This is a genomic window from Aeromicrobium sp. P2_G6 (genome assembly GCF_056403535.1).
Genome location: NZ_JBFUFH010000002.1, coordinates 261,626 through 283,537, shown reverse-complemented (window position 1 = coordinate 283,537; position 21,912 = coordinate 261,626). Strand labels below are relative to the sequence as shown.

Annotated in this window: 24 protein-coding genes; 2 read left to right on the top strand and 22 right to left on the bottom strand. The window is 68.6% G+C overall.

The window, feature by feature from the left end; all coding sequences use genetic code 11:
• Positions 1-17 precede the first annotated feature (17 nt).
• From AC1DVU_RS07830 to AC1DVU_RS07750, 17 genes are all read right to left on the bottom strand, one after another.
• A complete protein-coding gene (locus AC1DVU_RS07830) occupies positions 18-818 on the bottom strand; it encodes a F0F1 ATP synthase subunit delta (protein WP_476921876.1) in 801 nt (266 codons plus the stop codon).
• Complete coding sequence (locus tag AC1DVU_RS07825) at positions 818-1,363, bottom strand: F0F1 ATP synthase subunit B (RefSeq protein WP_476921875.1); 546 nt, start codon at positions 1,361-1,363, stop codon at positions 818-820. Before AC1DVU_RS07825 ends, AC1DVU_RS07830 begins: the two co-directional genes overlap by 1 nt.
• Positions 1,364-1,384: 21 nt before the next feature.
• Entirely contained in the window at positions 1,385-1,594 is a 210-nt protein-coding gene (locus tag AC1DVU_RS07820) for a F0F1 ATP synthase subunit C (RefSeq protein WP_476921874.1), read from the bottom strand.
• 74 nt (positions 1,595-1,668) lie between these two features.
• Positions 1,669-2,472: a F0F1 ATP synthase subunit A gene (gene atpB, locus AC1DVU_RS07815; RefSeq protein ID WP_476921873.1), complete on the bottom strand. Its 804-nt coding sequence runs from the start codon at positions 2,470-2,472 to the stop codon at positions 1,669-1,671.
• Positions 2,473-2,609: 137 nt separating this feature from the next.
• The gene (locus tag AC1DVU_RS07810) at positions 2,610-3,005 is read right to left on the bottom strand and encodes a hypothetical protein (RefSeq protein ID WP_476921872.1); all 396 of its coding nucleotides are present in this window, start codon (positions 3,003-3,005) and stop codon (positions 2,610-2,612) included.
• Positions 3,002-4,126, bottom strand: coding sequence for a glycosyltransferase family 4 protein (locus AC1DVU_RS07805; RefSeq protein WP_476921871.1), 1,125 nt, complete (start codon positions 4,124-4,126; stop codon positions 3,002-3,004). The genes AC1DVU_RS07810 and AC1DVU_RS07805 overlap by 4 nt, the downstream gene beginning before the upstream one ends.
• Before the next feature lie 79 nt (positions 4,127-4,205).
• Positions 4,206-4,868 carry an L-threonylcarbamoyladenylate synthase gene (locus AC1DVU_RS07800; protein WP_476921870.1) on the bottom strand — a complete coding sequence of 221 codons (663 nt, stop codon included), beginning with the start codon at positions 4,866-4,868 and terminating at the stop codon, positions 4,206-4,208.
• A 41-nt stretch (positions 4,869-4,909) separates the two neighbouring features.
• Positions 4,910-5,452, bottom strand: coding sequence for a VTT domain-containing protein (locus AC1DVU_RS07795; protein ID WP_476921869.1), 543 nt, complete (start codon positions 5,450-5,452; stop codon positions 4,910-4,912).
• 13 nt (positions 5,453-5,465) lie between these two features.
• A complete protein-coding gene (gene prmC / locus AC1DVU_RS07790; RefSeq protein ID WP_476921868.1) occupies positions 5,466-6,317 on the bottom strand; it encodes a peptide chain release factor N(5)-glutamine methyltransferase in 852 nt (283 codons plus the stop codon).
• A 76-nt stretch (positions 6,318-6,393) separates the two neighbouring features.
• Positions 6,394-7,473, bottom strand: a complete 1,080-nt coding sequence (gene prfA / locus AC1DVU_RS07785) for a peptide chain release factor 1 (RefSeq protein ID WP_476921867.1) — start codon at positions 7,471-7,473, stop codon at positions 6,394-6,396.
• 90 nt (positions 7,474-7,563) lie between these two features.
• Positions 7,564-7,785 carry a 50S ribosomal protein L31 gene (rpmE, locus tag AC1DVU_RS07780; RefSeq protein ID WP_476921866.1) on the bottom strand — a complete coding sequence of 74 codons (222 nt, stop codon included), beginning with the start codon at positions 7,783-7,785 and terminating at the stop codon, positions 7,564-7,566.
• Between the two features lie 108 nt (positions 7,786-7,893).
• A complete protein-coding gene (locus AC1DVU_RS07775; protein ID WP_476921865.1) occupies positions 7,894-8,385 on the bottom strand; it encodes a glutathione peroxidase in 492 nt (163 codons plus the stop codon).
• Positions 8,386-8,431: 46 nt separating this feature from the next.
• Positions 8,432-8,920, bottom strand: coding sequence for a methyltransferase family protein (locus AC1DVU_RS07770; protein ID WP_476921864.1), 489 nt, complete (start codon positions 8,918-8,920; stop codon positions 8,432-8,434).
• Between the two features lie 100 nt (positions 8,921-9,020).
• A complete protein-coding gene (rho, locus tag AC1DVU_RS07765) occupies positions 9,021-10,955 on the bottom strand; it encodes a transcription termination factor Rho (protein WP_476921863.1) in 1,935 nt (644 codons plus the stop codon).
• 201 nt (positions 10,956-11,156) lie between these two features.
• Positions 11,157-12,035 (bottom strand): homoserine kinase, encoded by an 879-nt coding sequence (gene thrB, locus AC1DVU_RS07760; protein ID WP_476921862.1) that lies wholly within the window; start codon positions 12,033-12,035, stop codon positions 11,157-11,159.
• Positions 12,032-13,096, bottom strand: a complete 1,065-nt coding sequence (thrC, locus tag AC1DVU_RS07755; RefSeq protein WP_476921861.1) for a threonine synthase — start codon at positions 13,094-13,096, stop codon at positions 12,032-12,034. The genes thrB and thrC overlap by 4 nt, the downstream gene beginning before the upstream one ends.
• Positions 13,096-14,415 carry a homoserine dehydrogenase gene (locus tag AC1DVU_RS07750; RefSeq protein WP_476921860.1) on the bottom strand — a complete coding sequence of 440 codons (1,320 nt, stop codon included), beginning with the start codon at positions 14,413-14,415 and terminating at the stop codon, positions 13,096-13,098. The genes thrC and AC1DVU_RS07750 overlap by 1 nt, the downstream gene beginning before the upstream one ends.
• Before the next feature lie 159 nt (positions 14,416-14,574).
• Between AC1DVU_RS07750 and AC1DVU_RS07745 the strand changes: the two genes are divergently transcribed.
• Positions 14,575-15,114, top strand: coding sequence for a hypothetical protein (locus AC1DVU_RS07745; RefSeq protein ID WP_476921859.1), 540 nt, complete (start codon positions 14,575-14,577; stop codon positions 15,112-15,114).
• Here the strand turns inward: AC1DVU_RS07745 and AC1DVU_RS07740 are convergent.
• Together AC1DVU_RS07740 and AC1DVU_RS07735 are read right to left on the bottom strand one after the other, a co-directional pair.
• A complete protein-coding gene (locus AC1DVU_RS07740) occupies positions 15,090-16,463 on the bottom strand; it encodes an MFS transporter (protein ID WP_476921858.1) in 1,374 nt (457 codons plus the stop codon). The two genes, AC1DVU_RS07745 and AC1DVU_RS07740, sit on opposite strands and share 25 nt — an antisense overlap.
• Positions 16,460-17,440, bottom strand: a complete 981-nt coding sequence (locus tag AC1DVU_RS07735) for a zinc-binding dehydrogenase (protein ID WP_476921857.1) — start codon at positions 17,438-17,440, stop codon at positions 16,460-16,462. The genes AC1DVU_RS07740 and AC1DVU_RS07735 overlap by 4 nt, the downstream gene beginning before the upstream one ends.
• A gap of 84 nt (positions 17,441-17,524) precedes the next feature.
• Here AC1DVU_RS07735 and soxR point away from each other — a divergent pair, with 84 nt between their 5' ends.
• Entirely contained in the window at positions 17,525-17,974 is a 450-nt protein-coding gene (soxR, locus tag AC1DVU_RS07730) for a redox-sensitive transcriptional activator SoxR (RefSeq protein WP_476921856.1), read from the top strand.
• Here soxR and AC1DVU_RS07725 read toward each other — a convergent pair.
• Genes AC1DVU_RS07725 through argS form a run of 3 tightly spaced genes read right to left on the bottom strand, consistent with a single transcriptional unit; the run spans position 17,971 to position 21,664 of the window.
• A complete protein-coding gene (locus tag AC1DVU_RS07725; protein WP_476921855.1) occupies positions 17,971-18,600 on the bottom strand; it encodes a DUF1345 domain-containing protein in 630 nt (209 codons plus the stop codon). The genes soxR and AC1DVU_RS07725 overlap by 4 nt on opposite strands.
• A gap of 5 nt (positions 18,601-18,605) precedes the next feature.
• Positions 18,606-20,003, bottom strand: a complete 1,398-nt coding sequence (lysA, locus tag AC1DVU_RS07720) for a diaminopimelate decarboxylase (RefSeq protein ID WP_476921854.1) — start codon at positions 20,001-20,003, stop codon at positions 18,606-18,608.
• Entirely contained in the window at positions 20,000-21,664 is a 1,665-nt protein-coding gene (gene argS / locus AC1DVU_RS07715) for an arginine--tRNA ligase (protein ID WP_476921853.1), read from the bottom strand. Before argS ends, lysA begins: the two co-directional genes overlap by 4 nt.
• Between the last annotated feature and the right edge of the window lie 248 nt (positions 21,665-21,912).

The window sequence follows — 21,912 nt, the reverse complement described above, 5'->3', positions numbered from 1 at the left end:
CTTGTTCGGTGTGTGATCTAGCCTGCAAGACGCCGGCGGGCGACTTCGAGGCGAGTGGACATGGTGCCGTCGACGACCTCGTCACCGACGGAGACAGCGATGCCTCCGACGACCGAGGGATCGACGATGATGTTGAGGTGGACGTCGCGTCCGTACTTCTTGGCGAGCGCCTTGGCGAGGCGGGTCTTCTCCTCGTCCGCCAGCTCGTATGCCACCCGAACCTCGGCGAGCACCCGGCTGCGGCGTGCGGCGACGGTGTCGCCGAAGCTCGACAGTGCCTTTTCGAACGACCCGGTGCGGGCCGCAGCGGCCTGGGTCGCCAGCGCCAGCGTGGAGCCGGTGACCTTGCCCTCGAGGAGGGTCGCCAGCAGGCTGCCCTTGGCCTCGGCCGGGACGCCCCGGTCCGAGACGATCTGGCGCAGGTCGGCGTCAGAGCGGACGAGCCGTTCGACCTCGAACAGCTCGGTCTCGAGCGCGTCGAGCTCACCAGCAGCGTCAGCGGCGGCGACCTCAGCAGCAACACCGGCGGTCTCGAGCCCGTCGGTCAGGTCTCGCATCGACGCCCAACGCCCGCTGACCGCGGCCGTGAGCACGGCCAGGGTGTCTGCGCTGACCTGGCCGCCGAAGACCTGCTTGGCAAGCCCCACCTTGGCCGCGGCCTCGGTGGACGGGTCGGTCAGCACGCGGCGAAGTGCCGGAGCGCCGTCCAGCGTCGAGACGACGCCGAACAGCTCGGCTCCGAGGTCGCCTGCCGCGCCCTTCGCCGCATCGACTGCGGCGAGGACGTCGACCAGGGACTTCGCTGAAATGCCTCGCATCAGTTGGCCGACTCCTCGAGCTCGGCGATGAAGCGCTCGACCGTACGCTTCTGGCGAGCGTCGTCATCGAGGGACTCGCCCACGATGCGCCCGGCCAGCTGCGTGGCCATCGAGCCGACCTCACCCTTGAGCTGAGCCAGCACCTGAGCACGCTCGGCCTCGACCTGCGCGTGCGCCGTCGAGGTGATGCGCTCGGCCTCGGCCTGCGCCTGGGCGCGGAGCTCGGCAATGATCTGCGCGCCCTGCTCCTTGGCTTCCTCGCGGATCGCCGCAGCCTCGTGACGGGCTCCGGCGAGCTGCTCGGTGTACTTGTCGAGTGCAGCCTTGGCTTCCTTCTGGGCAGCCTGGGCTTCCTCGATGCCACCCTCGATCGCCGCGGTGCGGTCGGCATACGCCTTCTCGAAGTTCGGAACGACGAACTTGGAGACCAGAACGTACACGAGCCCGAGGACGACGAGCCCGAGGATGATCTCGGCGGTGTGCGGGATCAGAGGATTGGTGTCCTCCGGTTCCGCCGCCGCGAGGGCGAGACGTGACACGATCATGAGATCTCAGCTCTTTCGAGGTCAGGCTTTGAGGACGAAAGCCAGGGCAAGGGAGATGATGAAGAACTGCTCAGCGAGGACGAAGCCGAAGATCGCAATGCCCTGAAGCTTGCTCTGGGCCTCGGGCTGGCGCGCGACGCCGGTGACGTACGCGGCGAAGATGAGACCGACGCCGATGGCCGGACCGATCGCGGCCAGGCCGAGACCGATCATGTTGAGAGTGCCTCCCACGGCATTTCCTTTCGTTGTGATGCGAGGTGCATCGGATTGGGAAGTTCTATGGAGTTGTAGGACTTGGGGGTTTGTCAGTGCTCTTCGGCGAGAGCCTGGCCGATGTACATCGCCGAGAGCAGAGTGAAGACGTAGGCCTGGAGGAACATGATCAGCATGTCCAGGAAGCTGACGCCGATGGCCAGGATGAACGAGATGACGCCTGCGGGGATCCCGATCGCGGGCGGCGTGTAGTGCAGGATGAGGTACTCGCCGCCGAGGGCGAAGAGGATCACCAGAAGGTGGCCGGCGAACATCGTGGCGAAGAGTCGCAGCGCCAGCGTGAACGGTCGGACGATGATGTTGGAGAAGAACTCCAGGGGCACCAGGGCGATGAGGATCGCGCCGGAGACACCGCTCGGCACCGTCTGGTGCTTGAGGTAACCGAAGAAGCCGTGCCGCGCGATGCCCACAATGTTGTAGACCAGCCACGAGACGCCCGCGAGAGCAGCGGTGTAGCCGATGTGCGAGGTGGCGGGGAACTGCAGGAACGGGATGACGCCGTAGAAGTTGTTGACCAGGACGAACAGGAACACCGTCAGCAGGTAGGGCACGAACTTCATGAAGTCGGCCGAGCCGATCGAGTCGCGAGCGACCGAGTTGCGCACGAAGTCGTAGACCATCTCGCCGGCGAACTGCAGCCGGCCGGGCACGACTGCCGCAGGGCGGGCCATCGCGCCGAAGACGGTGATGATCACGAACACCGAGAGCACCACGAGCAGCATCGGCTTGGTGACGGCCAGGTCACCGAGGTGGAAGACGGCGGGCAGCTCGAAGTCGGCAGGCCCCGGGCTCGGCGGCTCAGCGGACGTCGCGATGGTCGTCAAGGCGAGAGACACTCGGTCACCTTCGTTGTCATGGCGTGGTCGCCCGCGACTCATCGTCGATCGGGCCTTCGGCCAGCGTCATTGTCATGCAACCTGCCCAGGCGTCAGACGCGGATCAAGGCTGCAGTCGCGAGGTTATCAGGCTCACCTCAGTCGTTGCCATCCAGGTCGTACGTGGGGGTCCGGTCCCGCCGGAAAGCCACTGTCTGCGCTGCGGTCCACGCGAGCGACACCGCCATGGCCGTGAGTCCGAGCGAGGTGCGGTCGACCTGGTCCGACGCACCTCCCACGTCGAACAGCAGGACGAGCAGGGCGACGATGGCGACGGCCTTGACCGTGAAGAAGCCGAGCGCGGCCACCGGAGAGAACGTCGTGCTGGCGCGGACGACCGGCTTGAGCAGGAGCGGGGTCGATCCGAGGAAGGCCACCACCACGAGCCCGCCGACCAGCGCCCCCAGCGTTCCGTCCGTGCCGGTCACGATCGTCGCGACCACGGCTCCGATGATCGTCACGACGACAGACGTGACGAGTGCGAGGCTCTTCATGAGGACCAGACCTTCTCTTCGAGCTTGGGCAGCAGGAACACCGCTGCGATCGTGATGACGGCGAGGGTGGCGAACCCGGCGATCGACTGCCAGCCGCTGAACAAGCTGATGACGACGCTGCCGAACGCGACGAGGCCCGCGAAGGCGTACATCAGCAGCACGGCGCGGCGGTGCGAGTGGCCGATCTCGAGCAACCGGTGGTGGATGTGCATCTTGTCGGGGCTGAACGGCGACCGTCCGGCCCGGGTGCGGCGCACCACGGCAAGCGCGAGGTCGACGAACGGCACGACCAGGATCGCGAACGGCAGGATCAATGGGAGCAGCGCCGGCAGGAAGCTGTTCTGCGCTCCCCCGATGCCCTCGGAGATGCTCGTCGCTGGGAACTGGCCGGTGAGACTGATCGACGAGCATGCGAGCACGAAGCCGATCAGCATCGAGCCCGAGTCGCCGATGAACATCCGGGCGGGGAAGAAGTTGTGCGGCAGGATGCCGATGCAGGCGCCGGCGAGGGCCGCAGTGAGCAGCGCGGCCGCTATCGCGCGGGTCTCGCCGTTCTCGACCGCGAGCACGAAGGCGTACGCGAAGAAGGCCACGGCGCCGATCGCGACCATGCCTGCCGCGAGACCGTCGAGGCCGTCGACGAAGTTGACCGCGTTGGCGGTGCCGACGATCAGCAGGACCGTGAAGATCAACGCCTGCGCCTGGTCGAGGCCGATGTAGTTGCCGTAGAGCGGGAGGTAGACGAACTGCACCCCCTGCGCGACGACGATGACCCCGGCCAGCACCTGACCGGCGAACTTGCTCAGCGCGTCGAGCTCGTAGAGGTCGTCGACGATGCCGACCACGCAGACCACGGCGCCGCCGAGCACCACGGCCCGGGCGTCTTTGAAGACCCCGTCGTCGGCCATCGAGAGGAATGGCAGGTGCGTGGCGACCAGGTAGGCGGCGATGAGCCCGCCCAGCATGGCCGGGCCGCCGAAGTAGGGCGTCGGGATCGCGTGCACGTCGCGGTCGCGGACCCGCGCCACGGCGCCGAAGCGGTAGGCCAGCATGCGGGCGATCGACGCGAGGAGGTACGTCACCCCGAGGGCGATGCCGAAGACGACCAGGTACTCCCTCATGCCGTCACCTTCCTGAAAAGCCCACGATACGAAGGCGACGGCATGAACTCTGCCTCATGGTGAGCTCGCTGGCGCTCGCTCACGCGGGTTCCTCGTCGGGCACGTCGGGTGGCTCGATCGTGTTGTTGAACGCGTGGAGCTGGTCGAGGGTGATCGAGCCGGCGCGCAGGATGCGTGGGGTCGAGCCGGTGGCGTCGAGGATCGTCGACGGCACGCCCGAGGGACTGGGTCCGCCGTCGAGGTAGACCGCGACCCGTCCGCCCAGCATGTCCTCGGCCTCGTCGACCGTCGTGGCAGCGGGATCGCCGGTCGTGTTGGCGCTGCTGACGGCGAGCGGTCCGGTCTGCTTGAGCAGCGCGAGGGCACGCTGATCGGACGGCATGCGTACGGCGACGGTGTTGTGGGTCTCGCCGAGGTCCCACGTCAGTGAGGGCTGCTGGCGGCAGATCACGGTCAGCGGCCCGGGCCACAGCGCCTCGACGGTCGAGCGGAGCCATGACGGGATGTCGATCGCGAGGGCGTCGAGCGTCGTGGGAGCGCCGACCAGCACCGGTGGAGGCATCTGACGACCACGGCCCTTGGCGTCGAGGAGGTTCTGCACGGCTCGCGGGTTGAACGCGTCGGCGGCGATGCCGTAGACGGTGTCGGTGGGCAGCACGACGAGCTTGCCCTCCTCGAGCGCCGCCTGCGCCGCGGCCAGGCCGCGTTCGAACTCCTCGTCCACGCTGCAGTCGAACTTCACCCGGTCATACTAGGCGCGGCCACACGAGATGGAGGCACGGGTCAGAACCAGCTCACCTGGTGGAGCAGGAAGGCGATCGCGAGGAACTGGAGCAGTCGCCCGGTGAACACCGTGGTCAGGAACAGCCACTGCGGCTGCTTCGAGGCGCCGGCCAGGATCGTGACGATCGCGAGCGGGGGAACACCGATGAGCGACGACATGAACGCGGTCAGCCCGCCGGAGTAGGGCCGGTCCAGCAGCGAGAGCAGCCAGTCGCTGACCTTCTTGATCCACCGGGCGAACCGGGTCTGGGCAAACCGGTGCCCGATCTGCCGCGACATCGCGGCAACCCGGTTGCGCGGCGGCTTGGGAGTGACCATCCGGATCTTGTTGGTGCCTCGCCGGGCGAGCTGGAAGACGAACGCCTTGCCCGTCGTCGTCGCCAGGACGTGAATGACGATCAGGAGCGCGAGGAACGGCCGGCTGTTGACCGTGGCGCCCATCGTGACGACGTAGACCTCGGCATTGACGAAAACCGGCAGCAGAGCCGCGCCGATCCCGACGGCGATGGCAGCACCGATCAGTGCCAGTTCTTCGCCGCCCATAAGGGAACCAACCCTAGCCGCGAGGCTTGGCGGCCGTGACGTAACGGGGACGTTCGGCGAGGTCGAGGTTGTCCCGTACGCCGTCCCAGCGGGAACGAAACACCTCGGGAGCGGACTCGCCCTGCACGTCCGCGTGCTCAGCACCGACGACGCCGCCGGGCTTGAGCAGCCGCCAGGCGACCTGCTCCACGACACGCATCGCATCGAGGCCGTCGTCGCCGGACCACAGCGCCAGCGCAGGGTCGTGGTCGCGCGCTTCGGGCGCCACGCTCTCCCAGGCGTCGAGGGGGATGTAGGGCGGGTTGGCCACGACGACGTCGACCGCGCCGTCGAGGTCGGCGAACGCGTCGGCCATGTCACCGAGCCGCAGGTCGACGCCCGTGCCGGCAAGGTTGCGCTGCGCCCACTCGTAGGCCGGCTCGTCGAGCTCGACGGCGTGCACCGACGCCCCGGGCACCTCGTGCACGACGGAGAGCGCGATCGCGCCGGCACCGGCGCACAGCTCGACGACCACGGGAGACGGCAGGGCCTTGGCGTGCTCGATCGCCCAGCCGGCGAGCACCTCGGTCTCGGGCCGCGGCACGAACACGCCGGGACCGACCTCGATGTCGACGTAGCGGAAGCCCGTCGAGCCGGTCAGGTGCTGCAGCGGGAATCGCCGGGCGCGCGCGTCGACGAGCTCCTGGAACGTCTCCTGCTGCAGCGGGTTGGGCTTGGCCCGGCTGATGAGCGACGAGCGCGGGACGCCGGTGATGTGGCTCAACAGCGACTCTGCGTCGTGCCGGGGCGAGCTGATGCCGGCCGCCTCGAGTGTCTCGGTCGCCTGGGCCAGCAGGCGCTCGGCCAGCGTACGTACGCCGGTCACGCCGTCACCTTCGAGAAGAAGAAACGGTACAAAGGTGACGGCGCGAGTGCCCGATTCTTCCCTCGCTGGCGCTCGGTCATTCCCCGGACTCGACTGCGGCGAGGCGGTCGGAGAGCTCGGCGTCGACGAGCGACTTGATGACGTCGTCGAGGGCGCCGTCCATGACCTGGTCGAGGTTGTAGGCCTTGTAGCCCGTGCGGTGGTCGGAGATGCGGTTCTCCGGGAAGTTGTAGGTGCGGATGCGCTCGGAGCGGTCGACCGTGCGGATCTGCGACTTGCGGGCGTCGGACGCCTCCGCGTCGGCTGCGGCCTGTGCGGCCTCGAGGAGCCGGGCGCGCAGGATGCGCATCGCCTGCTCCTTGTTCTGCAGCTGGCTCTTCTCGTTCTGGCAGCTCGCCACGATGCCGGTCGGCAGGTGCGTGATGCGTACGGCCGAGTCCGTCGTGTTGACGCTCTGGCCGCCCGGACCGGACGACCGGTAGACGTCGATGCGCAGGTCGCTGTCGTGGATCTCGATGTCGATGTCCTCAGCCTCCGCCAGCACCAGGACGCCGGCTGCGGAGGTGTGGATGCGGCCCTGCGACTCAGTCACGGGGACTCGCTGCACGCGGTGCACGCCGCCCTCGAACTTCAACAGGGCGTGCGGCGCCTCGCCGGGTTCGGGCGTGCCCTTGGCCTTGACCGCCATCGTGACGGACTTGTAGCCGCCGAGCGCCGACTCGGTCGCGTCGATGATCTCGGTCTTCCAGCCGCGCTGCTCGGCGTAGCGGGTGTACATCCGCAGCAGGTCGCCGGCGAACAGGGCCGACTCCTCGCCGCCCTCGCCGCCCTTGATCTCCATGATGACGTCCTTGGAGTCGGCCGGGTCGCGGGGCACGAGCAGGCGCTGCAGCCGCTCGCTCAGCTCGTGGAGGCGCGGCTCCAGCGTCTCGATCTCCGCGGCGAACGACTCGTCCTCGGCGGCCAGCTCGCGGGCAGCCTCGAGGTCATCGGTGACCTGCTGGTACTCGCGATAGGTCTTGACGATCGCGGTCAGCTCGGCATACCGCTGGCCGAGCTTCTTGGCCAGGCCCTGGTCGGAGTGCACCGCAGGGTCGGACATACGGACCTCGAGCTCGGCGTGCTCGGCGACGAGCGTGTCGACGGCTTCGAACACGATGGCTCCTCGGACTCGGTGCGGATGGGTGCGGACACGACAACGGCACCGACCCGCACGGCTGGCGTACGGGTCGGTGCCGGAGTGGAGCTACTTGCTCTCGGTCGTCTTCTTGGCGTAGCGCTTCTCGAAGCGGGCGACGCGGCCGCCGGTGTCGAGGATCTTCTGCTTGCCGGTGTAGAACGGGTGGCATGCGGCGCACACGTCGGCACGGAGGGTGCCATCGGTGGCGGTGCTGCGCGTGGTGAACGAGTTGCCACAGGTGCAGGTGACCTGGGTCTCGACGTAGTTGGGGTGAATGCCTTGCTTCATGATGTCCTCTCGGCGGTCGCTGGGTCGTATCGCGGGATGCGATCCGTGAACCAGAACCAAGGATGAATTGTGCCAGTCGGCAGTACGTATAAGGAAATCGGCCCAGGATTAATTCCCAGCAGGCAGCAGCGCTTCGATGTCGTCCTTGATGTCCTCGGGTGCCGTAGTCGAGCCGTAGCGCTTCACGACCTTGCCCTCGGCGTCGATCAGGAACTTGGTGAAGTTCCACTTGATCTTGGTGCTGCCGAGCAGCCCGGACTTCTCGGACTTCAGCCACTGGTAGAGCGGGTGCGCGTTGTCGCCGTTGACGTCGACCTCGGAGAACAGTGGGAACGTCACGCCGAAGTTGCGCTCGCAGAAGACTGCGGTGTCCTCGTCCGACTCGGGGTTCTGGTGGCCGAACTGGTCGCACGGGAAGCCGAGCACCACGAGGCCGCGGTCGACGTACTCCTGATAGACCTTCTCGAGCCCCTTGAACTGCGGGGTGAAGCCGCACTGGGTCGCGGTGTTGACGACGAGCAGGACCTTGCCCTTGTAGTCGGCCAGCAGCCGCTCGGTGCCGTCGATCGCCGTCGCGGAGAAGTCATATGCAGAAGTCATGGGCTTCAGCGTAGTTGCAAGTCACAACCACGGCTGCACGGACCGTTCATCCCCGCCACGGGGTGAACCGCGGAAACCAACCCGGAACGGCATCGCAGTACGCCTGGTAGCTCGCGCCGTACGTGCTGCGCAAGGTCGGTTGCTCGTAGGCGGTGACGAACGCGAACACCAGCACCCCGAAGGCCACCAACCACCACACGACGGCGGCGCTGTGGAAGATCAGCGCCTGGCCGCCGATGAGCGCCGCGACCGCGAGATACATGGGGTTGCGGACATACCGGTAGAGCCCTCCCACGACGAGCTGTTCGGTCGGCGCCACCGGCGCGGGTGTCCCCCGCCCCTCCCGGACGAACTGCGCGAAGGCGGCGATCACCACCGCGAGACCGATCACGACGACGGTCGCGCCGACGACGTCGGTGACGCGCAGGCCGCCGTCAGGCCGGTCCCACCCGGACAGCCACCACGGCACGAGTCCCGCAACAGTGCCTGGCGCGAGGAAGAAGAAGATCGTGGTTCCGATCGTCTCGGACTTCATCTCGACATAATATCAACACTTGTTGAATTACTCCACGAGTCAATGCAGAAGCGCCCGCCGACCGCGAGGTCGACGGGCGCTTTCGCGTGGTGCTGGGTGGCTACTTGCCGTTGTTGCTGCCGTCCTGCGGCAGCGTGGTGTTGATCTGCATCAGGAACTCGACATTGCTCGTGGTCTTCTTGAGCTTGTCGAGGATGAGCTCGAGGCCCTGCTGGCCCTCGAGGCCCGAGAGCACCCGGCGCAGCTTCCACACGACGGCGAGCTCGTCCTTGCCCATCAGCAGCTCCTCGCGGCGCGTGCTCGAGGCGTCGACGTCGACCGCCGGGAAGATGCGCTTGTCGGCGAAGTCGCGACGCAGGCGGAGCTCCCAGTTGCCGGTGCCCTTGAACTCCTCGAAGATGACCTCGTCCATGCGCGAGCCGGTCTCGACGAGCGCCGTGGCGAGGATCGTCAGCGAGCCGCCGTCCTCGATGTTGCGCGCGGCGCCGAAGAACTTCTTGGGCGGGTAGAGCGCCGACGAGTCGACGCCACCGGACATGATGCGCCCGCTGGTGGGGGCCGCGAGGTTGTAGGCACGGCCGAGGCGCGTGATGCCGTCGAGCAGCAGCACGACGTCGTGACCCAGCTCGACCAGGCGCTTGGCCCGCTCGATGGCCAGCTCGGCGACCGTCGTGTGGTCGGTGGCCGGGCGGTCGAACGTCGAGGCGATGACCTCACCCTTGACGGTGCGCTGGAAGTCGGTGACCTCCTCCGGACGCTCGTCGACGAGGACGATCATCAGGTGGCACTCGGGGTTGTTCTCGGTGATCGCGTTGGCGACCTGCTGCATGATCATGGTCTTGCCGGCCTTGGGCGGCGACACGATCAAGCCACGCTGGCCCTTTCCGATCGGGGCGACGAGGTCGACGACCCGGCCGGTCAGTCCGCCGGCCTCTCCCTCGAGACGCAGGCGCTCCGAGGGGTAGAGCGGGGTCAGCTTGGCGAACTCGACCCGCTTGAGGCTCTCGTCGAGGGTCATGCCGTTGACCGACTCGATCTTGACCATCGGGTTGAACTTCTCCTTGCGCTCGCCCTCACGGGGCTGGCGCACCTGGCCGATGACGGCGTCGCCGCGGCGAAGCCCCCACTTGCGGACCATGGAGAGGGACACGTAGACGTCGTTCTCGCTGGGCAGGTAGCCCGTCGTGCGGACGAACGCGTAGTTGTCGAGGATGTCGAGGATGCCGGCAGCCGGTACGAGGACATCGTCCTCGGTGTAGGTCGTGTCGACCTCGGAGCCGCGTCCGCCCGCGTTGCGGTTGCGGCCGCGACGGTTGCGACGGCGGCCCATGCCACCGTCTTCTTCGTCCTCGAAGCCGCCCTGGTTGCGGTTGCCACCCTGGGGCTGGCCCTGGTTGCGGTTGCCGCCCTCGTTGTCACGGTTCTGATTGCGGTTGCGGTTGCCGCCCTGGCCCTGGCCCTGGCCCTGGTTGCGGTTGCCGCCCTCGTTGTCACGGTTCTGGTCGCGGTTCTGGTTGCGGTTGCGGTTGCCCTGGCCCTGACCACGGCCGGACTCGTCGTCCGAGGAGTCGTCGCCACGCGAGTCGTTCCTGGACTCGGGCTTGTCCGACTTGGCGTCGGGCTGGTCGTTCTTGTCGTTCTTGTCGTTCTTGTCGTTGCGGGAGTCGTTCTTCGACTCGGACTTGTCCTTGCGGGAGTCGCTCTTGGACTCGTCCGCGGCCGGCGCCTCAGCGGCGGGCTGCTCGACCTTGGCTGCCGCAGCGGCGTCACCCTTGGAGGTGTCGACCTTGCTGGGCGCTGCCGCGGCGACCGCGGCCTTGGTGGAGGTGCCGGCGTCTCCGCGGGCGATCTTGATGGCGTCGATGAGAGCGCCCTTGCGCATCTTGTCGGCGCCGGTGATGCCGAGGTCGCCGGCGATTTCCTGCAGCTCGGCGAGCACCTTTCCGCCCAGTCCTCCCCCGGTCTTCCTGGGGGCGGCCGCCGCGGTGTCACCCGCAGGCGTGGAGGGTTCAGGTGTGATGGTGGTTTCAGTCACGTAGGTTCCTTTGGATGAGGCCACAAGGCCTGATGTCCGGAGAGATCCGGATCGCATAAAGGCTTGCCCGTATCCGACGGGCGGCTTGAATGGCACTGCTACTTGTCACTGTCGGGGAGTTTCGCACTCGACTCCGACGCATCCACTGTAACACCAGAGGGTCATCCGGCATTCCTGTCGGGTTCATCTCGCAGGCGTTGGTCAGAGCGTGTGCGCACCCTCGGCGTCGACGTCGAGCTCGTGCACGGCCCACCCCTGTGGAGCCCACCCTGCGAGGTCCCGTGCGAACGACAGCACCGTCGGCCCGGCCCCCGAGATAATCGTCGGGACGCCCTCCACCCGCAGCTGCCGCAACAGCTTGTAGGACTCAGGCATCGCCTCGGCCCGGTACGTCTGGTGGATCCGGTCCTCCGTGGCCCAGATGAGCCGCTCCGGCGCCGTCGTGAGCGCCGCGATCAGCAGCGCGGCGCGCCCGGCGTTGACCGCTGCGTCACTGTGCGGCACGGTCTCGGGCAGCAGGCCGCGGGCCTTCTCGGTCGACACCGCCTCGGGGGGCACGAATGCCGTGACCGCGACTGCCGTGTCGAGCCGCTCCACCTCGGCAGAGGCGCCGTCGATCCACGCGATCGTCAGCCCGCCGAACATCGCAGCCGCGACGTTGTCGGGGTGACCCTCGAGGTCGACCGCGAGCTGGAACGCGGCCCGGTCGTCGAGCCTGGACTCGCTGTCCTCCACGAGCGCTCGGGCCAGCACGATCCCGCCCACGATCGCCGCCGCCGACGAGCCGAGTCCGCGCCCGTGCGGGATCGCGTTGACGCACTCCAGACGCAGTCCGGCAGGTCGTACGCCGAGCAGGTCGAAGGTTGCGGTCATCGCCGTGACGACCAAGTGGTCGCTGGTGCGCGGGACGTCCCGTGCACCCTCACCCGAGACCTGGATGTCGAGTCCGGGCGAGTCCACGACCTCGGCGGTGATCTCGTCGTACATCGTCAGGGCCAGACCGAGGGCGTCGAAGCCGGGGCCGAGGTTGGCGCTGGAGGCCGGCGTGCGTACGGTGACCGGCCCGGCGACGAAGGTCATACGAGACCGGCGGCGGCCGCCGCAGCGTCGACGTCGGCCTCGATGATCGCGTCGACCAGCGCACCGGCTCCCGAGAGCGCGGTGTCGATGTCCTTGAGACCGTGGCCGGTGACCGTGATCGCGATCGTCTGTCCGGCCTCGACCTCACCAGACGACGCGGCCGCGATCAGGCCCGCGACCCCGGCAGCAGAGGCCGGCTCGACGAAGACGCCGTCGTGCGAGGCGAGGTCGCGCTGGGCCTGGAGGATCTGCTCGTCGGTCACGGAAGCGATGCGACCGCCCGACTCGTCGCGAGCCGCCTCGGCCAGGTGCCACGACGCCGGATTGCCGATGCGGATCGCCGTGGCGACGGTCTCGGGGTGCGGGATCGGCGCACCCTGGACGATCGGGTCGGCGCCGGCGGCCTGGAACCCCCACATGACGGGAGTCTTGGTCGCGATGCCGGCCTCGGCGTACTCGCGGTAGCCCAGCCAGTAGGCCGAGATGTTGCCCGCGTTGCCGACGGGCAGGACGTGGAGGTCGGGGGTCGCGCCGAGCGCGTCGACGATCTCGAACGCGGCCGTCTTCTGGCCCTGCAGCCGTACGGGGTTGACCGAGTTGACCAGCGCGACCGGGTAGTGGTCGGCGAGTGCGCGGGACAGCTGGAGGCACTCGTCGAAGCCGCCCTTGACCTGGATGACCTCGGCGCCGTGCATGACGGCCTGCGCCATCTTGCCGGCCGCGATCTTGCCGTGCGGGACCAGAACGATCGGGGTGAGGCCGGCCTTGGCCGCGTATGCCGTCATGGAGGCCGAGGTGTTGCCGGTCGAGGCACACACCACGGCCTTGGCGCCGTCGCCTGCCGCGACCGAGACCGCGGCGGTCATGCCGCGGTCCTTGAACGAGCCGGTCGGGTTGTCGCCCTCGACCTTGAGCCACACATCGCCTCGGGCGATGCCCGACAGCCACGCGGAGTGGACGAGCGGGGTGCCACCTTCGCCGAGGGTGATGACCGGCGTCTCGGGCGTGACCGGCAGCCACTCGCGATACTCCTCGATCACGCCGCGCCACAGGTGGGCCATCAGGATCCTCCCTCGACGCGCATCACGGATGACACGTCGCGAACCATGTCGAGGCCCCGGAGTGAGGCGACCGTCGCCGACAGTGCCGCGTCGTCGGCTTCGTGCGTCACGATGACGAGCTGGGCGTCGTCGCCGCTGCCCTCCTGGCGCACGGTGCGGATCGAGACGCCGAACTCGGCGAACGCGCCGGCGACCGAGGCAAGCACGCCCGCACGGTCGTCGACGTCGATCGACACGTGGTAGCGCGTGCGAGCGCGGCCGATGTCGAGGACCTCGAGCTGGGCGTGGGTCGACTCGCCGGGGCCGTAGACGTTGCTGCGGCGGTTGCGGGCGACCGAGACGACGTCACCGAGCACGGCACTCGCGGTGGGCGCCCCGCCCGCGCCCGGGCCGTAGAACATGAGCTGTCCGGCAGCCTCGCTCTCGACGAACACCGCGTTGTAGGCGCCGTGCACCGAGGCCAGGGGGTGCGAGAGCGGGATCATCGCCGGGTGTACGCGCGCGGACACCGCGGGACCGTCGGCCGTCTCGCGCTGCTCGCAGATCGCGAGCAGCTTGACGACGCAACCCATCTCGGCCGCCGAGCGTACGTCTGCCGCGGTGACCTCACTGATGCCCTCGCGGTGGACGTCGCCGATCGTCACTCGAGTGTGGAATGCGAGGCCGGCGAGGATCGCGGCCTTGGACGCGGCATCGAATCCCTCGATGTCGGCGGTCGGGTCGGCCTCGGCGTAGCCGAGCCGCTGAGCCTCGTCGAGCGCCTCGGAGAAGCCCTGACCCGTCGTGGTCATGGCATCGAGGATGAAGTTGGTCGTCCCGTTGACGATGCCCAGCACCCGCTGCACCCGGTCGCCGGCCAGCGACTCGCGCAGCGGTCGGACGATCGGGATCGCGCCGGCGACGGCGGCCTCGAAGTAGAGGTCACGCTCGGCCTTCTGCGCGGCCTCGAACAGCGTCTCGCCGTCCTCGGCGAGCAGGGCCTTGTTGGCCGTCACGACCGAGGCGCCGTTGTCGAGCGCAGACAGGATCAGCTCGCGGGCCGGCTCGATGCCGCCGATGACCTCGATCACGACATCGATGTCGCCCCGGCCGACCAGGCCGGCAGCATCGGTCGTGAACAGCTCGTCCGGCACGTCGAGGTCGCGTTCGCGTCCCAGGCGGCGTACGGCGATGCCGACGAGCTCGAGCGGGGCGCCCACACGCTGGGCCAGCTCTGCGGAGTCACTCGTGAGCAGTCGGGCTACTTCCGTGCCGACGACCCCGCAGCCCAAAAGGGCAACGCGGAGCGGGCGATCGGGGGACCACGAGGATTCGCTCACCGGTCAAGGGTATCGGCGCGGGCGTCGAGGTGCGGATGTCCCCCGTGTGATGGACAGCTGCCGAGAGGGTCGGCGCGTGACCCGGGAGAACTGGGATCGTTGACAAACCCGAAGGATCGGCTCGTCAGCCGACCTCCTGATCATCCCGAAAGGTTCCTCGTGCGTCTGAAGAGCAAACTCGTCCAGCGGTGGTCCACGGCGGCAGTGGTTGTCGGCGTCGGCGTCATCGTCGTGACGCTCCTCTCGATGTTGCTCAGCGGGCCATCGGACGCCGACAAGGTCTCGACGCGGGAGGAGATCCAGCGCGCTCAGGGCCTCGAGCCGCGCGTGACGGATCCCCCGGCGACCGCGAAGGTCGGCCCGAGCAAGGTCGGCAGCGCGCTGAAGACCGGTGCGGTCGACCCGTTCGCCAACGCGTCCAGCGACCACACGATCCACAAGGTGGTCATCCGCTTCACATCCGATGGCGCGATGTACGCCGGATGGCGCTACCGCAGCAAGGGTGGCGACGGCTCCAAGATCGCCAGTCGGACCCTCGAGGTCAGCAAGACCGTTCGGGGAGGCCTGCCGGTGGCGCAGGCGGCAGTGCAGGCACTTCAGACCTCGACCTATGCGACGTGCACGATCTTCGTCGACGGGGTCGCGGTGACGAAGCAGACCGCCAAGGGCGTCAATCACGTCACGGTCTGCGTCGGCTGACCCGACGCTTCGCTGAGCCGGACGGTCGACGCCACCGCCAGCGCCGCGGTTGCTGACGCCAGCGCGAACACCAGGACATACCCGGTCATCTCGTCGACGCCCAGCATGACGGCGAAGACGACGCTGCCGATCGCGAGCACCAGCGACTGGACGACGGCGTCACTGGTCTGCATCGCGGCACTGTTGGCACCCTGCTCACCGGGCGCCGAGTGGTCCAGGAGGAGCACCCCCAAGGTCGAGGCAGCCATGCCCATGCCGAGGCCGCCGACACTCCAGGTCACCGCGATCACGAGGACCGGCACCGCGTCAGTGAGGGTCAGGAACCCCGAGGCTGTGCCGAGCAGGACGCAGGCCGCGCCGAGACGCACCCGCAGCGGCTTCGAGGACAGAGCCCGCACATTGGCGGCGACCCACGAGCCGCTGAACCAGAGGACAGCCGCACTCGTGAGCAACAACCCGGCATGGGACACGCTCAGGCCGCGGTGCTCGACCAGCGACAGCGGGACGTACGTCTCGGCGCCGAAGAAGCCGGCCGCCAGCAGACTCCGGCTCGCGATGACACTCGGCAGTCCCCGCCGACCCCGCCATGTGCCCCGGGGCAGGAGCCTCGGCGCGTACGCCCCGACGAGTGCGAGCGAGCCGATCAGCAGGACCGGCCACCAGGCGACGGAACGCTGGCCGGCGACACTGACGGCGAGGATGCCTCCCGCGGTCAGCGACGCCCACCAGAGCCGCCGCCGGTCTGGCGCGACGCTCGGATCGCCGTCCAGGCGGCTGAGCGCCTCCCAGATCAGGACGAGCGATCCGACCGCGATCAGCGGGACGCTGAGGAAGACCCAGCGCCAGCCGAGCTGGTCGGCGATGAACCCGGCGATGACCGGCCCCACCAGAGCGGGCAGGACCCAGGCGCTGGTCATGACGGTGAACACCCGCGCGCGCATGTGCTCGGGAAACACGCTGCCGATGACGACGTAGAGACCGACACCGACGAATCCCATGCCGAGGCCCTGCACGGCACGTCCCGCCAGGAAGATCTCCATCGTCGGCGCGAGACCGGCCACGAGCAGCCCGGCTGCGAAGATCCCGACGCCGGTCCGTAGGGCGAGACCTGGGCCGCGTCGGTCCATCAGCGGCCCGGCGATCGTCATCGAGACGACCGCGACGGCGGTGGGCGCGGCGAACGCGAGGGCGTACAGGCTCAGCCCGTCCAGCTCGTCGGCCACGAGCGGCATGACCGTCATGACGGCGAGCGACTCGAAGGCAACGAGGAACGCCAGCGAGAAGATCCCCGCGACCACGCGGCCATACGGCCCGAGCCACAACCGCTCGGACGTGGCGATTGCAGTCACAGGAGAGCGTCCGGCACGAGGACAACCTTGCCGTACGTCTGCCGGCCTTCCAGCGCCCGATGTGCCCCGGCGGCGTCCGACAGTGGGAAGGCAGCGTCGACGAGCGGCACGCGGGTGCCGTCGGCCGCGCGGGCGAGCGCCTCGCCCTCCAGCGACCGCAAGCCGCCGGGCCGGGCCAGCATCTGCGGACCGAGCAGCATCTTCACGGTCTTGCGCGGGTCGTCGTACGTTGCCGGCTCGTCCGTGAACCAGCCGTACTGCATGAGCCGGCCGCCGGGGGCCAGCAGCTCGAACGCCGCGTTGGCGGTCTTGCCCCCGACGCCGTCGAAGACCAGCGTCGCGAGGTCGCCACCGAGCTCACGGCGGACGATGTCCTCCCAGCCGTCGATGCGATAGTCGACCGCCACGTCGGCACCCTGGGACCGGGCAATGGCGACCTTCTCCTCTCCCCCGGCGAGCCCGACGACCATGGCACCGGCTTCCTTCGCGGCCTGGATCAGCAGCACACCGAGACCGCCGGCCGCCGACGTCACCACCACGACGTCGTCGGCCTCGACAGGTGACTGGTCCAGAATGCCCACCGCGGTACGCCCGGTGCCGATCGAGGCGACCGCGACGGCGCACGGCATCCCGTCGGGCACCTCGTGGAGACTCTCGACGGCGGCGACCGCCTGCTCGGCGTACCCGCCGCTCGCCATGCCCAGGTGCGCGACGACGCGCTTGCCCGCCCACGAGGAGTCCACGCCGGCGCCGACTGCGTCTATCCGGCCCGCAACCTCACGACCCGGGGTCATCGGCAGCTGCAACGGCCGGTGCACCTCGCTCGTGAAGCCGGCGCGGAGCGAGGTGTCGAGGTAGTGGACGCCGCTGGCACTGACCGCGATGCGAACCTGCCCCTCCCCTGGCTCCAGGTCGGGGACCTCCTCATACAGGAGGACCTCGGGCCCACCGAGCTCGTACTGCCTGATCGCGTGCATGCTGCTCCTTCGTCGTCGGTGGAGACAGTCCACAACCTCAAGTGTGGTTGAGGTCAAGCGGCAACCCGAAGTATGGTTGAGGTCATGACGATCTCGAAGCATCAGCCGTTGACCCCGGGTGAGGTCGCTGAACGTGCCGGGGTGGCGGTTTCGGCGCTCCACTTCTACGAGCGCGAGGGGCTCATCGAGAGTGAGCGGACCGCGGGCAACCAGCGTCGATACCACCGCGACGTGCTGCGGAGGATCGCGTTCATACGGGTCTCCCAGGGGCTCGGGATCAGCCTCGCGGCGATTCGCGAGGCGCTGGAGTCGCTCCCTGACGACAAGGTGCCGACCAAGGCGGACTGGGCGCGGCTCTCCCAGCACTGGCGGTCCGACCTCGACTCCCGCATCGACCAGCTGCAGCGGCTCCGCGACAACCTGGACGGCTGCATCGGTTGCGGTTGCCTGTCCCTCAAGAGCTGCTCGCTCTACAACCCTGACGACTGGCTCGCGACGACCGGCCCCGGACCGAGGCGGCTCTTGCGCCGCTAGCTCGAGAGGCTGACGGCGAGGTTGATCGTGGTCGCGACCACGACGGTGCCGAACACGTACGACAGCAGGGCGTGCCGCAACGCCGTCGCCCGGAACGCGCTGGTCAGCAAGTTGGTGTCGGAGATCTGGAACGTCATGCCGAGTGAGAATGCGACGTAGGCGAAGTCGACGTATCGCGGTGGCTCGTCGGTGTTGAAGTCGATGCCGCCGGGATCGCCGGCGAAGTACTGGCTCGCGTAGCGCAGCGTGAAGAGCGTGTGGATCAGCAACCACGAGAGTGCCACGCTGCCGAGCGCCATCGCCGCAAGCACACCACTGCGCGCGGCAGAGGCCGATCGGGCGTCGACCAGCAGCATCGCGACCGCCGCCAGGCTGGCGAGGCTCGCCACCAGGATCAGCACCTCGGCGAGACCCCGGACCGGGTCCTCGCGAGCCGCGTGGCTCTTGGTCTCGGCAGGATCCATGCGGGCGATCAGCAACCACACCCAGCTGACATACACCAGTGACGCGGCGGCCCAGCCGAGGACGATCGACGACGCGCCGCCGCCGCGCACAGCGACGACGACCCCCACGACGACACCCGTCACCACCATCGCCACGAACCGGGCGGCGTAGCGGTGGGTCATGCGCGTCAGCCGATGTCGAGGGCGAGCAGGTCGTCCTCGGTCTCACGGCGCAGGATGACGCGGGCCTCGCCTTCGCGCACGGCGATGACCGCGGCGCGAGGTACGTGGTTGTAGTTGCTGGCCAGCGAACGGCAGTAGGCACCGGTGCCCGGCACCGCGAGCAGGTCGCCGGCCTGGACGTCTCCGGGGAGGAACTCGTCCTTGACCACGATGTCGCCGGACTCGCAGTGCTTGCCCACGACACGGCTCAGCAGGGCCGGCGCGTCCGAGGATCGCGATGCGAGAGTGCACGAGTAGTCAGCACCGTAGAGCGCGGGCCGGATGTTGTCGCTCATGCCGCCGTCGACCGAGATGTAGCGCCGCGACGCCCCGCCGTCGAGCGCCACGGACTTGGTCGTGCCGACCTCGTACAGGGTGAACGTCGACGGGCCGGCGATCGCGCGGCCGGGCTCGATCGACAAATGAGGCACGTCGATCCCCATGGCAGCGCACTCGTCGTCGACGATCTTGAGCATGCCGCGAGCCAGGTCCTCGGGCGTCGACGGGTCGTCCTGCGTCGTGTAGGCGATGCCGAAGCCGCCGCCGAGGTCGAACTCGGGCAGTGCGACGCCGAGCTCCTTCTCGACCTCGGCGTGCAGCCGCAGCACACGGCGAGCCGCGACCTCGAAACCGTCGGTCACGAAGATCTGGGAGCCGATGTGCGAGTGCAGTCCGCGCAGCTCGAGCCCCGGCTCGGCCAGCACGCGGCGTACGGCGTCGAGGGCGTCGCCGCCGATGATCGAGAAGCCGAACTTCTGGTCCTCGTGCGACGTCGAGATGTACTCGTGGGTGTGCGCCTCGACGCCTGCGGTCACGCGGATCATGACCGGTGCCGTGACACCGAGCTCGGCAGTCAGGTCGCGCAGCCGCTCGATCTCCTCGATCGAGTCGATGATGATGCGGCCGACGCCGACCTCGAGCGCACGGCGCAGCTCGGCGACGGACTTGTTGTTGCCATGCAGGCCGATGCGCTCCGGCGGGAACTCGGCCTTGAGCGCCACGGCCAGCTCTCCGCCAGTGCACACGTCGAGGTTGAGTCCCTCCTCGGCGATCCAGCGAGCGGTCGCGACGCAGAGGAACGCCTTGCCGGCGTAGTAGACATCAGCGCTGGGGAACGCGTCCTTGAACGCGCGGGCGCGGCGCCGGAAGTCGTCCTCGTCGACGACGTACGTCGGCGTGCCGAACTCGGCGGCGAGATCCGTGACGGACTCCCCCGCGACGGTCAGCACCCCGTCGACCTTGGAGACCGACGATGACCAGAGGTGCGGGACGAGCTCGTTGGCGTCCTCGGGCGTACGCAGCCAGGCCGGTCCGCGATCGCCGGACTGGCCGTGAAGCGCGCCTGCCTCGTGACTGCGCATCACATACGCTCCGGGGCGTTGACGCCGAGCAGGCCGAGGCCGTTGGCGATGACCTGCCGCGTCGCCGCGACGAGCATCAGGCGGGCCCGGTGCAGGTCGCTGGGCTCCTCGTCGCCCTTGGGCAGCACGTGCGCGACGTCGTAGAACTTGTGGAACGCCGCGGCGGTGTCCTCGAGGTAGCGCGCGACGCGGTGCGGTTCGCGCAGCTCGGCCGCACGGGCGACGATCCGGGGATAGTCGGCGAGCGCCCGCAGCAGAGCACCCTCCTGCTCGACCGCCAGCAGCGACGGGTCGAACGTCGACTCGTCGATCACGACGCCGAGGTCGACCGCGTTGCGGATGATCGACGACAGCCGCGCGTGGGCGTACTGGACGTAGTAGACCGGGTTGTCGCTGTCCTGCTTGGCCCACAGGTCGAGGTCGAGATCGATCGTGGAGTCCGTCGAGTAGCGCGCGAGCGCGTAACGGGCGGCATCGACGCCGATCGACTCGACCAGGTCCTCCAGCGTGATGACGGTGCCGGCCCGCTTGCTCATGCGCAGCGGCTCGCCGTCGCGTACGAGGTTGACCAGCTGACCGATCAGGAGCTCCAGGTTGACCTTCGGGGTGTCGCCGAATGCGGCACACATCGCGAGCATCCGTGAGACGTAGCCGTGGTGGTCGGCGCCCAGCATGATGATGCAGCGGTCGAAGCCGCGCTCACGCTTGTTGAGGTAGTAGGCCAGGTCGCCGGAGATGTAGGCCGGCTGGCCGTCGGACTTGATGACGACGCGATCCTTGTCGTCGCCGAAGTCGGACGTACGCAGCCAGGTCGCGTCGTCCTGCTCGTACATCATGCCGAGCTCGCGGAGCCGCGCGATGGCCCGCTCAACAGCGCCGGACTCGTGCAGGTCGTTCTCGTGGAAGTAGACGTCGAAGTCGACACCGAACTCGTGCAGGCTCTTCTTGATCTCGGTGAACATCAGGTCGACGCCCTCGGCACGGAACGTCTCGAGCGCCTCGGCCTCGGGCAGCGTCAGGACGTCCGGGTGCTTGGCGACGACGGTCTCGGCGATCTCGGAGATGTACTGGCCGCCGTAGCCGTCCTCCGGCGCCTCCTCGCCGCGCGCGTTGGCCAGCAACGAGCGGGAATAGCGGTCGATCTGCATGCCGTGGTCGTTGAAGTAGTACTCCCGCGTGACGTCGGCGCCGATCGCCGACAGGATGCGGCCCAGCGAGTCGCCGACCGCGGCCCACCGCACGCCGCCGATGTGGATCGGGCCGGTCGGGTTGGCGCTGACGAACTCGAGGTTGACCTTCTGTCCGGCGTAGAGGTCGCTCGTGCCGTACGCCTCGCCGGCCGCGACGATCTGCGGGGCGAGCGCGCCCTGGGCGCCGGCCTCGACGCGGATGTTGAGGAAGCCGGGCCCGGCGATCTCCGCGCTCGCGATGCCCTCAGCCGCAGCAAGCTGGTCGGCCAGCAGCTGGGCGAACTCGCGGGGGTTCATGCCGGCCTTCTTGGCCAGCTGGAGCGCGATGTTGGTGGCGTAGTCGCCGTGCTCCTTGACCTTCGGACGCTCCACCAGCACCTCGGCCGGCACCCCGTCGGGCAGCGCGATCGTCCCCGCCTCGCTGAGGGAGGTGAGGGCACCGACGATGGCCGCAGAAAGCTGCTCGGGAGTCACCCGCCAAGACTATCGGCCGTCCCGTTGGCGCCCTAAACGTGGACGACCCGCAGGGCTGCACTCGCCTCCGGAGAGTAGGAGCGCGGTCGAGTGGACAACTCGACGCCCTGCGGGTCGGGTGGCTGCGGGAATTCGCTGCCACTAGCTGAGCCTTGCGGCTAGCGGACAGCCACCTCACAAGTCCAAGAGCTATTCATATCCTCGAACCACCTCCAATCCGTGTACGGCAACCGTACGTCCCGGGATGG

What these genes read in the sequence shown, in the direction of transcription:
- AC1DVU_RS07830 (WP_476921876.1), bottom strand. Translation starts at nt 818, where the DNA reads ATGCGAGGCATTTCAGCGAAGTCCCTGGTCGACGTCCTCGCCGCAGTC.
- AC1DVU_RS07825 (WP_476921875.1), bottom strand. Translation starts at nt 1,363, where the DNA reads ATGATCGTGTCACGTCTCGCCCTCGCGGCGGCGGAACCGGAGGACACC.
- AC1DVU_RS07810 (WP_476921872.1), bottom strand. Translation starts at nt 3,005, where the DNA reads ATGAAGAGCCTCGCACTCGTCACGTCTGTCGTCGTGACGATCATCGGA.
- AC1DVU_RS07805 (WP_476921871.1), bottom strand. Translation starts at nt 4,126, where the DNA reads ATGAGGGAGTACCTGGTCGTCTTCGGCATCGCCCTCGGGGTGACGTAC.
- AC1DVU_RS07795 (WP_476921869.1), bottom strand. Translation starts at nt 5,452, where the DNA reads ATGGGCGGCGAAGAACTGGCACTGATCGGTGCTGCCATCGCCGTCGGG.
- rpmE (WP_476921866.1), bottom strand. Translation starts at nt 7,785, where the DNA reads ATGAAGCAAGGCATTCACCCCAACTACGTCGAGACCCAGGTCACCTGC.
- AC1DVU_RS07775 (WP_476921865.1), bottom strand. Translation starts at nt 8,385, where the DNA reads ATGACTTCTGCATATGACTTCTCCGCGACGGCGATCGACGGCACCGAG.
- AC1DVU_RS07770 (WP_476921864.1), bottom strand. Translation starts at nt 8,920, where the DNA reads ATGAAGTCCGAGACGATCGGAACCACGATCTTCTTCTTCCTCGCGCCA.
- thrB (WP_476921862.1), bottom strand. Translation starts at nt 12,035, where the DNA reads ATGACCTTCGTCGCCGGGCCGGTCACCGTACGCACGCCGGCCTCCAGC.
- thrC (WP_476921861.1), bottom strand. Translation starts at nt 13,096, where the DNA reads ATGGCCCACCTGTGGCGCGGCGTGATCGAGGAGTATCGCGAGTGGCTG.
- AC1DVU_RS07735 (WP_476921857.1), bottom strand. Translation starts at nt 17,440, where the DNA reads ATGCACGCGATCAGGCAGTACGAGCTCGGTGGGCCCGAGGTCCTCCTG.
- soxR (WP_476921856.1), top strand. Translation starts at nt 17,525, where the DNA reads ATGACGATCTCGAAGCATCAGCCGTTGACCCCGGGTGAGGTCGCTGAA.
- AC1DVU_RS07725 (WP_476921855.1), bottom strand. Translation starts at nt 18,600, where the DNA reads ATGACCCACCGCTACGCCGCCCGGTTCGTGGCGATGGTGGTGACGGGT.